Origin of the sequence: Morganella sp. BCCO 40_0007, from assembly GCF_032989665.1 — a bacterium.
In the GTDB taxonomy this organism is placed as follows: domain Bacteria; phylum Pseudomonadota; class Gammaproteobacteria; order Enterobacterales; family Enterobacteriaceae; genus Morganella; species Morganella sibonii.
Map to the genome: position 1 here is coordinate 264268 of NZ_JAVBIN010000003.1, position 13587 is coordinate 277854.

General features: G+C 48.2%; 11 protein-coding genes and 1 riboswitch. Of the genes, 9 read left to right on the plus strand and 2 right to left on the minus strand.

Annotated elements, in window-relative coordinates:
* Positions 1-149 precede the first annotated feature (149 nt).
* From R5268_RS05530 to mntP, 6 genes are all read left to right on the plus strand, one after another.
* Positions 150-1514 carry an L-serine ammonia-lyase gene (locus tag R5268_RS05530; RefSeq protein ID WP_107679806.1) on the plus strand — a complete coding sequence of 455 codons (1365 nt, stop codon included), beginning with the start codon at positions 150-152 and terminating at the stop codon, positions 1512-1514.
* A 483-nt stretch (positions 1515-1997) separates the two neighbouring features.
* On the plus strand, positions 1998-2981 hold the full coding sequence (gene manX, locus R5268_RS05535) for a PTS mannose transporter subunit IIAB (RefSeq protein ID WP_317418912.1): 984 nt from the start codon (positions 1998-2000) through the stop codon (positions 2979-2981).
* A 63-nt stretch (positions 2982-3044) separates the two neighbouring features.
* Positions 3045-3842 carry a PTS mannose/fructose/sorbose transporter subunit IIC gene (locus R5268_RS05540; RefSeq protein ID WP_046892283.1) on the plus strand — a complete coding sequence of 266 codons (798 nt, stop codon included), beginning with the start codon at positions 3045-3047 and terminating at the stop codon, positions 3840-3842.
* Between the two features lie 13 nt (positions 3843-3855).
* Positions 3856-4713 carry a PTS mannose transporter subunit IID gene (locus R5268_RS05545; RefSeq protein WP_004237386.1) on the plus strand — a complete coding sequence of 286 codons (858 nt, stop codon included), beginning with the start codon at positions 3856-3858 and terminating at the stop codon, positions 4711-4713.
* Positions 4714-4834: 121 nt separating this feature from the next.
* Complete coding sequence (locus R5268_RS05550) at positions 4835-5293, plus strand: DUF986 family protein (RefSeq protein WP_046892284.1); 459 nt, start codon at positions 4835-4837, stop codon at positions 5291-5293.
* A gap of 157 nt (positions 5294-5450) precedes the next feature.
* Positions 5451-5609, plus strand: a riboswitch (yybP-ykoY riboswitch).
* 45 nt (positions 5610-5654) lie between these two features.
* Positions 5655-6224, plus strand: a complete 570-nt coding sequence (gene mntP, locus R5268_RS05555) for a manganese efflux pump MntP (protein ID WP_317418913.1) — start codon at positions 5655-5657, stop codon at positions 6222-6224.
* A gap of 62 nt (positions 6225-6286) precedes the next feature.
* Here the strand turns inward: mntP and rlmA are convergent, their stop codons facing one another.
* Positions 6287-7102 (minus strand): 23S rRNA (guanine(745)-N(1))-methyltransferase, encoded by an 816-nt coding sequence (gene rlmA, locus R5268_RS05560; RefSeq protein WP_317418914.1) that lies wholly within the window; start codon positions 7100-7102, stop codon positions 6287-6289.
* Between the two features lie 82 nt (positions 7103-7184).
* Here rlmA and R5268_RS05565 point away from each other — a divergent pair, with 82 nt between their 5' ends.
* The 3 genes from R5268_RS05565 (at position 7185) to R5268_RS05575 (ending at position 10593) form a co-directional block, all read left to right on the plus strand.
* Complete coding sequence (locus tag R5268_RS05565) at positions 7185-8231, plus strand: hypothetical protein (protein ID WP_317418915.1); 1047 nt, start codon at positions 7185-7187, stop codon at positions 8229-8231.
* A gap of 105 nt (positions 8232-8336) precedes the next feature.
* A complete protein-coding gene (locus R5268_RS05570) occupies positions 8337-9074 on the plus strand; it encodes a VWA domain-containing protein (protein WP_317418916.1) in 738 nt (245 codons plus the stop codon).
* Positions 9075-9255: 181 nt separating this feature from the next.
* Positions 9256-10593, plus strand: coding sequence for a YadA-like family protein (locus R5268_RS05575; RefSeq protein WP_317418917.1), 1338 nt, complete (start codon positions 9256-9258; stop codon positions 10591-10593).
* 1363 nt (positions 10594-11956) lie between these two features.
* On the opposite strand, the gene R5268_RS05580 is transcribed toward R5268_RS05575, so the two are convergent.
* Positions 11957-13552, minus strand: a complete 1596-nt coding sequence (locus R5268_RS05580) for an MFS transporter (RefSeq protein ID WP_317418918.1) — start codon at positions 13550-13552, stop codon at positions 11957-11959.
* Between the last annotated feature and the right edge of the window lie 35 nt (positions 13553-13587).

Consider the following 13587-nt stretch of genomic DNA (forward strand, 5'->3'; position numbering starts at 1 on the left):
TTTTTTCATCAGGTATGCCCGATTTTTATCCGAAAGCGCTGTTACGCAGTGAAAAATGCGATAAACTACTTTATCCGTGTGAGCAAATAACAGTAAAGTAACGCGCTTTACGATAAATCACTATTACATTGTTTTTTAAGGAGTCTGACGTGATTAGCGTTTTTGACATGTTTAAAGTGGGTATTGGTCCTTCCAGCTCCCATACCGTAGGGCCGATGAAAGCCGGGAAGCAGTTTGCTGATGAGTTGGTTGAAAAAGGTCTGATTTCCCGTGTGACCCGCGTTTCTGTTGATGTCTACGGATCACTCTCCTTAACCGGGAAAGGTCACCACACCGATATCGCCATCATTATGGGTCTGGCCGGGAACTTACCGGCAACCGTGGATATCGATGGTATTGCCGGTTTTATCCGCAATGTGGAAGAGACTGAGCGTCTGTCACTGGCCAATGGTCAGCAGACTGTGGATTTCCCGCGTGAAGGCGGCATGAATTTCCACACCGGTAACCTGCCGCTGCACGAAAACGGTATGAGCATCACTGCATTTGCCGGTGATGAAGAACTGTACACCAAAACCTATTACTCCATCGGCGGCGGGTTTATCGTCGATGCAGAGCATTTCGGCCAGGATAACGCCAACGAAACACCGGTCTCCTACCCGTATGCTTCAGCTGAAGAGCTGCTCAATCACTGCCATCAGACCGGGCTTTCTGTCTCCTCTCTGATGCTGAAAAATGAGCTGGATATGCACAGCCGTGAAGAGATCGACGCGTATTTCGCCGATGTCTACAAAACCATGACTGACTGTATCGCCCACGGTCTGGAAACCGAAGGTATTCTGCCGGGGCCGCTGCGTGTACCGCGCCGTGCTGCTGCGCTGAACCGCCTGATCAACTCAGCCGGTAATCTGTCCAAAGACCCGATGAACGTGGTTGATCTGGTTAACATGTTTGCACTGGCCGTCAACGAAGAAAACGCCGCGGGCGGCCGTGTGGTCACCGCACCGACAAACGGTGCCTGCGGGATAGTGCCTGCCGTACTGGCATATTATGATCACTGCATCGAGAAAGTCACGCCGGAAACCTACCTCCGGTACTTCCTCGCCTGCGGCGCGGTCGGTATTCTGTACAAGATGAACGCATCTATCTCCGGTGCGGAAGTCGGTTGTCAGGGCGAAGTCGGCGTAGCCTGCTCCATGGCAGCGGCCGGTCTGACTGAAATCCTCGGCGGCAGTGCGGAACAGGTTTGTGTCGCAGCCGAAATCGGCATGGAACACAACCTGGGCTTAACCTGTGACCCGGTTGCCGGTCAGGTTCAGGTGCCATGTATCGAACGTAACGCCATTGCCTCCGTGAAAGCGATCAACGCCGCCCGTATGGCTATGCGCCGTACCAGCGCACCGCGCGTTTCTCTCGATAAAGTCATCGAAACTATGTATGAAACCGGGAAAGACATGAACGCCAAATACCGTGAAACATCACGCGGCGGTCTTGCAATCAAGGTTCAGTGCGACTGATTTTGTGAATTAAGTCTCAAAACATAATTCGGTAACATTAATATCCCTGCAACATTGCAGGGATATTTTTTACCTGAAGCGCATCAGCACCGGTTGTTTTTCAATCAAACCATCCTGTTTTCAGGCAGAAATGCTAACAATATGTGAAACTCATCAACATAACACTCTGATAAATACCTCATTCGCAACCCATCACTCTGAGAAATAACTCTTTCAACACAATAATTAACTATAATTAAGTGTTTAATGTTTCTGTTTTGTTGTTTTCTGACGGAAAGCAAGTTTTTTTACATCCATAGAATGTTACTCTGTCATTTAATTAGTGCCCCGAAATTAATTACCGCTGCTTAAACGTAAATAATTAGCGGTATCACGGGCCTGAGACTATCTTTACACCGGAGTCTTACGGTTTTTTTCCTGACCCATAAAAGATTCTGTGTAATACACAAGAACCATCCTGTCTGATGTTAAGGGGGAACAGAGGTGAGTATAGCCATTATGATTGGCACCCACGGTAAAGCCGCTGAGCAGTTACTGCGCACGACTGAAATGCTGATCGGTGAACAGGAGAACGTCTCCTTCATCGATTTCGTACCGGGGGAAAATGCCGACACACTATATGCGAAGTACAATGAAAAGCTGCCCGGTTTATCAACCGCTGACGGGGTTTTATTCCTCGTTGATACCTGGGGCGGCAGCCCGTTCAACGCAGCAAACCGCATCGTAACCGAGCAGGACCAGGCCGCAGGCGGCAACAGTAATTATGAGATAGTCACAGGCGTCAACGTACCGATGCTGGTCGAAACCTTTATGTGCCGCGATGACAATCCGTCATTACAGGAACTGGTTGCGGTCGCACTGGAAACCGGCCGCGAAGGTATCCGCGCCCTGAAAGCACAGGACGAACCGGCACCGAAAGCGGCACCTGCACCAAAACCGGCCGCACAGCCGGCGGCACCGGCAGGCCCGGGCGGACACATGATCATCGCCCTCGCCCGTATCGATGACCGTCTGATCCACGGCCAGGTCGCCACCCGCTGGACCAAAGAAACCAACGTCAAACGTATTATTGTTGTCAGTGACGATGTCGCCAACGATACGGTCCGCTCAACACTGCTCAAGCAGGTCGCGCCTCCGGGTGTTACCGCGCACGTGGTGGATGTCGCCAAAATGGTCCGTGTCTGGAATAACCCGAAATACGCCAATGACCGCTGTATGCTCCTGTTTACCAACCCGGCCGATGTTCTGCGCCTGGTGGAAGACGGCGTGGAGATCAAATCGGTTAATATCGGCGGGATGGCTTTCCACGAAGGTAAAAAACAGGTTAACAATGCGGTTTCCATCGATGAGAAAGATATTGAGGCATTTAAAGCACTGAATGACCGCAACATCGAGCTGGAAGTCCGCAAAGTCTCCACCGATTCAAAAATAAAAATGATGGATTTAATCAGCAAAGCTGAAAGTTAATTTGACCCATTACTCAATACAAAATTTGTTGTTTGCAAAATGACTGGTTAAAGGAGAAACACAATGGAACTTTCCGTTGTACAAATCGTCCTGGTCTTCATCGTTGCCTGTGTCGCGGGTATGGGGTCAATCCTCGATGAATTCCAGTTCCACCGCCCTCTGGTCGCCTGTACGCTGATGGGGATCGTACTGGGTGATATGAAAACCGGGATCATGATCGGCGGTACGCTGGAAATGATCGCGCTCGGCTGGATGAACATCGGTGCGGCAGTGGCACCGGATGCGGCGCTGGCGTCCATCATTTCCACTATCCTGGTTATCGCCGGGGGTCAGAACATCGGTGCCGGTATCGCGCTGGCGATTCCGCTGGCAGCAGCCGGTCAGGTACTGACCATTATTGTCCGTACCATCACCGTTGCCTTCCAGCACATGGGTGACCGTGCGGCGGATAAGGGGAATCTCACCGCTCTGGGGATGATCCACGTCAGTGCCCTGCTGTTACAGGCAATGCGTATCGCTATCCCGGCTGTCATTGTGGCCGTGTCTGTCGGTACTGATGTTGTCCGTGAAATGCTTGACTCGATTCCGGACTGGGTCACCAACGGTCTGAATATCGCAGGCGGCATGATTGTTGTGGTCGGTTACGCGATGGTTATCAACATGATGCGTGCCGGCTACCTGATGCCATTCTTCTATCTGGGTTTCGTTACCGCGGCATTTACTGATTTCAACCTGGTTGCGCTGGGTGTTATCGGTGCGGTTATGGCTGTGCTGTATATCCAGCTCAGTCCGAAATACAACAAATCGGAAGTCGTTGTCGCTGCCGGCAGCAAAAACGACCTGGATAACGAGTTAGACTAAGAAGGTGAGCAACATGGTTGATACTACAAGCAACGTAACCGGCAGAAAACAGTTAAGAAAGAGCGATATCCGGGGTGTTTTCATCCGCTCAAACCTGTTTCAGGGTTCATGGAACTTTGAACGTATGCAGGCGATGGGCTACGCATTCTCGATGGTACCGGTGATCCGCCGTCTTTATCCGGAAAATAATGAAGAACGCAGACAGGCTATCAAACGCCATATGGAGTTCTTTAACACACATCCGTATATGGCTGCCCCTATCCTCGGTGTGACCTGTGCGATGGAAGAGCAGCGTGCGAATGGCGCGGCTATCGATGATGGTGCCATCAACGGCATCAAAGTCGGTCTGATGGGACCGCTGGCCGGTGTCGGTGACCCGATCTTCTGGGGTACCGTGCGTCCGGTCTTTGCTGCCCTAGGTGCGGGGATTGCCATGACCGGCAGCCTGCTCGGGCCGTTACTGTTCTTCTTCCTGTTTAACCTGGTTCGCCTGGCAACCCGTTATTACGGTGTGGCTTACGGCTATAAAAAAGGACTGGATATTGTTCAGGATATGGGCGGCGGCTTCCTGCAGAAACTGACAGAGGGGGCGTCAATCCTCGGTCTGTTTGTTATGGGCGCGCTGGTGAATAAATGGACAAAAGTGAATATCCCGCTTGTGGTGTCGGAAATTAAAAACCCGACCACCGGCGAGATGGAAATCACCACTGTCCAGACCATCCTTAACCAGCTGATGCCGGGCCTGATGCCGCTGCTGCTGACATTCGGTTGTATGTGGCTGCTGCGCCACAAAGTGAATGCCCTGCTGATTATTATCGGCTTCTTTGTGCTGGGCATTCTGGGTTACGTCTTTGGTTTCCTGGGACTGTAACCGGCAACACACGCGTTAACGGACGTATATTTTCAAAACGCGTATTTTCAGAATGAATATGTTAGTTTAAACGGGAGGCTCGCCTCCCGTTTTTTGTTTCACTTCAGGGGAAAGAACCACAATGACTGTAAATGATATTGTTCTGCTGGCCGTGATTGTGCTGATGCTGCTGTTTGCCGTTTATGACGAATTTATTGTTAACACACTGAAAGGCAAAACACAGCTGCGGATAAAACTGCGCCGTAACCATCGCGCTGATGCCGTGATCTTTATCCTGCTTATCGGTATTGTTATTTATAATAATATAACCGGACACGGCAGCCCGTTAACAACCTATTTACTTTCCGGGTGTATTATCATTGCAATTTATCTGGCCTTTATTCGTTCACCAAAGTTATATTTTAAGCAGGATGGCTTTTTTTACGCCAATGCATATATTAAATATGACAGAATAAAAACAATGAATTTATCAGAAGACGGCATTCTTCTTGTGGGTTTGGAAAATCGGAAAATTTACATAAAAGTTACCCATCTTGATGATTTACAAAAGATTTATAATTTTATGATTAATCATAAATAATAACCCCTGATTTTTATCCCCCTACAGAAATAAAGACTAATGATAATATTAGTCTTTATTTTCTTATTAAATAACCCAGTAATGAAAATCATTCTCATTAGCATCTTTCTAAATTAAAATATATATTCTTGCCTTTTTTATTTTCTGTGATATCTTTCCGGTCACGTCATTGGGGAGTAGCCTGTTCTGTTATTAACCTCACAGAGAAATAACAGAAAATCCGTGTCAACATACTTGCGTGATATTATATCAGCATGGTGCGGATGCCGTTTCGGTTGGCAAGACCATAGACACGCAGTTCACCGGAGGTCGGGGTTGGATTGTGTGTATATGGATAAGCTACCCGACCGAGACTGAGTTTATGAGTTTTTACGCCACCCTCGTCCTTGCCCTGGCCCTGTCTATGGATGCCTTCGCCGTTGCTGTCTGCAAAGGCGCTACCCTGAACAAACCACCTTTACGTGAAGCACTGCGCACCGGTTTTATCTTTGGCATAATTGAAGCTGTCACCCCGCTTATCGGCTGGGCAATTGGTATTTATGCCAGTCAGTATGTGATGGAATGGGATCACTGGATTGCCTTCTCACTGCTGTTTATCCTCGGTGCCCGCATGATTTACAACAGTGTCACCGCCGGTGATGACTGCTGTGCCCGTCATGAAAAACCACAACGTCACAGCGCATTACATCTGGCAACCACCGCCGTTGCCACCAGCCTGGATGCCATGGCAATTGGCGTCGGTCTTGCATTCCTGGAAGTTAATATTGTCCATACCGCGATGACTATCGGGCTGATGACCATGATTATGGCCACCACAGGGATGATACTCGGGCGTTATATCGGCCCGCTGCTGGGCAAACGGGCTGAAATTATCGGCGGGATTATACTGATTATTATCGGATTCACCATTCTGTATGAACACATCGGTTAATCCGCAGTGGTGATACGTTTTCATGACCCGCTCCGGCGGGTCTTGTTGTTTTTGAATCTGACTTATTCTTCCCGGCGGTATACGCGGATCAGAAAATCGGTTTCACAGGAAAATGCGGTTTCGGCTGCCAGCTGATTTCTGACCGCATCCGTCGCTTTCCAGGCAAACGGCGTCATGGAGAGCAGCGCGAGTGCATCCGCACCGTTCAGTACCATCGGATAAGCCACCTGCTGTTCCTCCGCCGGGCCAAATCCCGGAAAATGTTCTTCTTTCAGCGGATGCAGATGTACCTCATCATAAATACGCGATTTCAGCTGATACAGATGACGCGGTCCCGGTGTTACCGTAATCACAATACCGCCCGGTTTCACTACCCTGGTTAACTCGTCAGGATTACACGGCGCGTAGATCCGCAGCACGCCCTCCAGACTGTTATCCTCAAAGGGTAAGCGCTGACTGGATGCCACACAGAAGCTGACCTGCGGATAACGTTTTGCCCCGTACCGGACTGCGACCTTCGCCACATCCAGCCCGTAAACCGTAATCTGCCGTGCTGCAAGGCTTTCCGCCAGCGCACTGGTGTAATAGCCCTCACCACAACCGATATCCAGTACCTGTTCTGCCTGTACCGGTAAATATTGCTCAAATGCAGCGATCACCTGATCCCGCAGCGGACGGTAATGATGATTATCCAGAAATGCCCGGCGTGCCTGCATCATCTCTTTACTGTCACCCGGTTCTTTTGAGCGCTTGAACTGAACCGGCAGAAGGTTGATATATCCCTCTTTCGCAAGATCGAACTGATGGTGATTTTCGCAACTGTAACTGCCGGAACGGCGTGTCAGCGGGTGCTGGCAAAGCGGACATTGGTAAGACATAATCATTCACTGTGAAATAATGTAAGGGTGCAACCGGCAACGGCCTGTGCCGGTGACGGAAAATCTGAGGCGAAACCATACCATGAAAACCTACTGGTGGCAGGATAAAATTGATGATTATCAGCAATGGCACAGCCTGCTCATCAGGGTTAATCCGGAAACGGCAAATAAGGATGCACCGGCTCTGCTCAGCGGTCATAACAGCCGGATGCAATTACAGCTGCGCGGCACTCCGCTGTTCTGGGCAACCGTTCTGCGCGACCATTGCGGTGTCTGGCTGGTTTATAATCAGGATCATCCTGATCAGCGTAATCTGTTATCCCCGATCCGTGCACAGCAGACTCAAAAAATCAGCGCCCTGCCGGCGGAAGAACAAACCCCGCAGTGGTGCCGGTACTTTGCCCGTGATTTACAGGAACACTCTTCACCGTTGCTCGCCGCCGGAGAGTGGCTGCTGCGTCCGTTAAATATCACCCCGCCCTCTGCGCCGTATAGTGTCAATGCCCCGCAACCGCGTGAAAAATGGTGCTTCCGATCACCCGTAACCAAAGATATCAGCAATGCGGACTGGCGGTTATACAGTGAAGACCTGCCGGATCTGCAATCCCCCGAAAGAGTGATATTTGCGGACTGGTGGTTCGGCGGTTATCAACTGCTGCCGCGTTACGCGGTTGAACCGCAAAGCAGCCGCCTGAAATACTGGCGCAAAGTTGCCCGTGAAGGAAAACTGCCCCCGGTACTGATCTGGTATATCAGCGGCCTGGCATCCTACCTCATCCTGGACGGCCATTTGCGGTTACAGGCAGCGTATGATGAAAATATCCCCCCCTCCTTTATTGTACTCAGTCAGTACCATGAATGCCGTTACGAACCCGATCCGGCTGAGATTGAAAAAGTACAGCGGGCATTAGAACATCAGATGCATAAAAATCCGCGCCCGGATATCCGCGGAATAAACCAGACTTTAATCAGTCTGTATCAGACCCGCTACGGACGCCACGCCACCCGCAGCCGGGCAATACTGGGTGACGGCAGTACATGGGAAGAGGATGTTTCCCGCTATCTGCACCGGTATCAGGATACCGGGCATCTCACTGCCATTTTACGGCGGACAGAAGAAACGGAGTGACCCGCTAATCGGATAAATCTGCTGTGAATATTTTTTGTTCAACGCAGAATACAAGCTTTACCCGTCAGATTACTCTCCGCCCCCGGAGCCATATAAGGAATACCTATGTCCGGATTCACCCGTACCTTTATTACCCCTCTTCTGCTGCTGTTTTCAGCCTCGCTGTTTGCCGCAACAGATACCAAACCGGCAGCACCGGAAAAAACCGCCGCATCTGATCTGGATCTGGTCTTTGTTCTGGATAAAAGCGGTTCAATGTCCGGTTTTGAGCAGGACACCATCGGCGGTTATAACTCCGTTCTTGCGGAAAACCGTAAAAAAGAAGGAAATATTTACGTCACAACGGTTTTATTCAACCAGGAAAACAGCACACTGCACAACCGCGAACCTATCAGTAAAGTCAAAAACCTGACCCCGGATGATTACACCGTCGGTGGTAATACTGCATTACTCGATGCGGTCGGCGTAACAATTGAAAAAATCCGCGAAAACCGAAAAATCACCAAAAACAATAATGTACTATTTGTCATTATTACCGACGGTGAAGAGAACAGCAGCAGTAAATACAGTCGCGATAAGATCAAAGCAATGATTAATTCTGCTGAAAAAGAAGATAAGTGGGACTTTATTTTCCTCGGTGCCAATATTGATGCGATCGCAGAAGCCGGAAATATCGGAATTAAAAGCGACAACGCCACCGGTTATGTGCAGGATAAAGCCGGTTATGGCAAAGCGTATGAAGCGGTGAATAAAGCTGTTGAAGTCAAACAGCAATCAAAACCAATTACCTCCGACTGGAAAGCTGACGTCGAAAAAGATAACAACGAACGCAGTAAAAAATAACAAAACACCTCTTATTTATTCACCAAAACAGTACGGTTCGCCGTACTGTTTTATTTTCTCGTCCCGCCATTCTTTTTTCCCCGCAACTCTGCTTACCGTGAACATTAAATGACCAAAGTTCAGCCGGATAATTACGCCAATTTGACTATATTAATGCCAATAACAACCACGAGGTGTAATTATGTTTAATAAATCTTATCTTTTTTTAGCATTGATTCCTTTTATCTCTGTTGCCGCACCGGGTATTGATGAAAGTGATGATGTCACAACCTCAATGCCTGATTTTGCTACCGGTAAAATAGAACAATCTGCCGGTGTTAAATTAGGTTCAGGGTTTATCAGTGACGATGCAAATAACACGATTATCATCGGTAACACTGCCGATAAAAATGAAATCCCGCCGGAAAACCCGAACAGCAAAATACCGGACAATCAGCCAAAGCCGCCGGTGGCAAAGTCTGATTCTGATATTGCTATCGGTAACAGTGCCTATGCTGACGGTTCCGCTGACGGCCAGGCCGGAGCTCCGTCAATGGCTGTCGGTAATGGCGCCGTTGCCAAAGGTGAAGGCTCTGTTGCCCTCGGCAGCAAAGCTGTTTCTGACGGAATGGGCGGTGTGGCCATCGGTGATGCCGCGAAACAGAAAAACGGCGGGATCAGTATCGGCGGCAATGCCAGCGCCGGTGCGGGTGGTACTATTGATAACCCGTTCGGTGGTACAGTTGAAATCAACAACAGCGTTGCTATCGGCCGTGATGCAAAAGTCACCGGCGGCGCCATTGACTCCATCGCCCTGGGTTCCGGCTCTGTTGCCGGCAAAACCAGCGGTGATGCCCGCTTCCTGGACAAAACCGATGCGGCAGCTCAGTACACCGGTGAATTATCCATCGGTAAAAAAGCAGAAGCACCGGAATGGGGTGAAAAAGATACTTACCGCCGGATCACCAATGTCGCCGGTGGCTCAGAAGATACCGATGCTGCGAATATTGCCCAACTGAACGTGGTCAATAATACCGCCACTGCGGCAGAAAACACGGCCAAAGCAGCTGATACGAAAGCAACGGATGCCAAAAAAGCAGCTGATGCCGCAGACGGTAAAGCCACTGAAGCACAAAAAACGGCGGTAACGGCAAATACCAATGCGATTGATGCCCGTAATACGGCTTATACCGCCAATACCACAGCGCAGAAAGCCAATAATACCGCGAATAATGCGTATAACCTGGCAACACACAACTCAGCCCGTATTGATAAACTGGAGCTGCGCTATGATGAGCTGAATGACAAAATGCAGCGCGGTTTTGCAATGTCCGCCGCCACATCAAACCTGTTCCAGCCGTATAGCGTCGGTAAATTTAACCTCAGCGCGGCTGTCGGCGGATATAACTCTGAAAATGCCGTTGCTGTCGGCAGCGGCTACCGTTTCAATGAAAATGTCGCGGTTAAAGCCAGTCTCGCGACTTCTGCGTCAAACGGCGGAGATGTTATGTACGGTGCCGGTATGAATCTGGAATGGTAATAAACAGCTAAAAGTAACACAGGCTGCCGGCCGGATACCATTTTGCTATTCTGCGCCGGCAGCCATTACATTAATAATGTTTATTTTCCGTGTCGTTAACCATTATCCGGCAATTGGTTCCGGATAGCGGCAGCTCAGCAAAATATAAAAACAAAAATACCAATAATATGCCGGAAAAATCAGAATTTAGCACTCATCTTAAGTTCAGAACAGGCGACTAACGCTGATTTCTCAGAGTACAGAAAATAAAACAACCGAGGATAAAAATACAATTACAATCAATGCGAGTAATGTTCTGAATATACCCTTCAATGTTTGCTCAAGAAATACTAATCCGTGTTTGTTACCCATCTCTTTCAGAATCCATAGCGCTACTCATTTTATTTTAGTTATGTGAAACCCATCACGGTATAATGATATTACTTATCCATTTAGTCAATAAATATACTGTTTTTGAAATCTTTTTTTGATGAGTAATGGCTTCTCCCCCTGCAAACCTGATAATGAAACTCATTTTGTTTTGGTGCGTTTTCTGTCCGCTTTACACCTTCCCGGAAAGATCTGCATGCCGTACGGCCGGGACCTGAAATAATCCGTTCCATGCTATCAATTAGTTGATAATTCTTTATCACCCAAAGCATGATGCAACGCAATAAAATTTATATCATTATGTTATTAATGAATTTTTATCTTGTAAATCGCATATTTGTCACATCCGCCATCTGACACAAACACAATTATATACACTAATAATATCGAATTAATTAAAATTATCAGATTTTATGATTGAAAACCCATCCCGAAAACCTGAAAAGGCGTTTATCTGTTTTTTTTACTAAAAAAACGTGTTCAGGCGCAATTTTTATTTGCCTTAAGATCAGAAACCCAATAAATTACGCACCAAATTGGTTTAACCCAAAATTACATAGCAGCCATACACACAGATACAGGAGCTCCTGACACCCGCGGCTTGCATCAGCATCCCGGATGATTTTGATGTCATACTCATACTGACAATGATTTTGCAGACTCTATTTCGACCGGCACTTCCGCAATACGGCCGGATTTTTATGATGGACGCAGATTATTTATATCGCTAATTTTATTGGCAACATTATTTAATTAACGCCGGATTTATTGCTGTCAACGCAATAAATCAACACAACCTTATTATCTGGAAAGAACGAATAAAAATATTCGTTTTTTTATGGATGACGGGCTGTAAACTGCCATTGGCGCAGGCTGAACAGCCCGATCTCTGTGAGGGTGTTATTTCCAATTCTGCTGATATCGTAATCGTTTTTTAATTAGCTGATATTATCCGGCAATACTTATTTATTGCCGGATTTTTTTATTTCCTGTTTTATTTCTGTTTGTTCGTTTCCCGGGTATATGAAAGATAATGCACAACAGTTTTGCTTTGAATAATGGCACTTAACTGACTGTCAATCTGACGGTCATCCACTGTTGCCCGTTTATGCTGACGGTGATGCTCCGCAGGCGATGACACCATAAATGTCTCCATAAATTCATCGTGTGTACCCGGTACTGAAAATAATCCTCTTGAATATCCTCCGTCACGGAGCCGGACCCGTTTTAATTGCTCCATCAGGTCAAAAAATTGTGCCTGATGCTCTGTATTCACTTTGTACTGAATACACACCATTACCGGACTTTTATTATTCTCCGGATAATACTGAAATTCCTCCGGCAGGATAAGATGCTCAGAAGGCGACAAATTAATATTGTCGTGATCAATTTTTACTTTCAGCACACACAGCCAGACAACTACCGTACCGGCAGCCGCCGCAAGCAGCGCTGTCGTAACTGATGTGTGCGACGCAATCTGCCCCCAGATTAATGAACCGGATGCCATTGAGCCGGAAAATACCGTCAGATAAAGCGCCAGCCCTCTTGCCCTGACCCAGTCCGGCAACGCTGTCTGCGCTGATACCATCAGGGTGGAAAGTGTGATCAGCCAGCTGAATCCGGCAATAATACTGCCTGCAACCGCCAGATATTCCGAGGTGGTCACGGCAAATATCACCAGCACAATCACAGTACCGGCAGTCCCGGATGTCACTAACATTCCGGTGCTGAACCGTGCGCGTAACGCGGACAGACTGAATGCTCCGATGACCGCTCCGATACCGATACTGGTGGTTAAGATCCCGTATAACGTTGCATCACCCTCAAGTGATACTCTGGCAACCAGCGGCAGCATCGCCCAGTAAGCACTGGCAAATATAAAGAAAGCAGCGGCTCTGATAATGGTTTTAATTAATGCCGGACTGTAACGGACATAGCGCAGCCCGGAAATCATCGCAGCAACCACAGATTCTGCCGGTAAGGTATTTTCTTTGTGCTTCTCCCCTTTCCACCACCACACCGCCGCAATAATCGCAATAAAGCTGAACGCGTTAAGAACAAACGGAAGATAAAGCCCCACCTGTGAGATCAGCACACCGGCAAGTGCCGGGCCGATGGCACGGCTGATATTAATCCCCATACTGTTTAATGCGATCCCCGCTTTTAATTCATGAGGCGCGACAATACCCGGGACAATAGCCTGCCAGGCCGGACCAGAAAAAGCAGCTCCGGCGCCGAGAATAAAAGTAATAAACAGCAGCCAGCCGATACTGACCGCACCGGAATAAACCAGAACAGCCAGTAATGCAGCGGCAAAAAGCATCGTGATATTGACAATAATAAGCAGCTTGCGCTTATCAAAAATATCAGCAACAGCCCCGGCCGGTAAGGCTAATAAAAAGACCGGTAATGTAGTCATCGCCTGAATAGTCGCGATCATGACAGGATCAGGGCTCAGATTTGTCATCAGCCATCCTGCACCGACATCATTCATCCATGTACCGATGTTAGAAAATAATGTCGCCACCCATAACACAAAGAAAACACGGTTACGCAGCGGTGACCAGGCGGATGATTGCGGATTAGTCATGTGAATATGATCTCCGGTTTAATGTGGCTGATGTT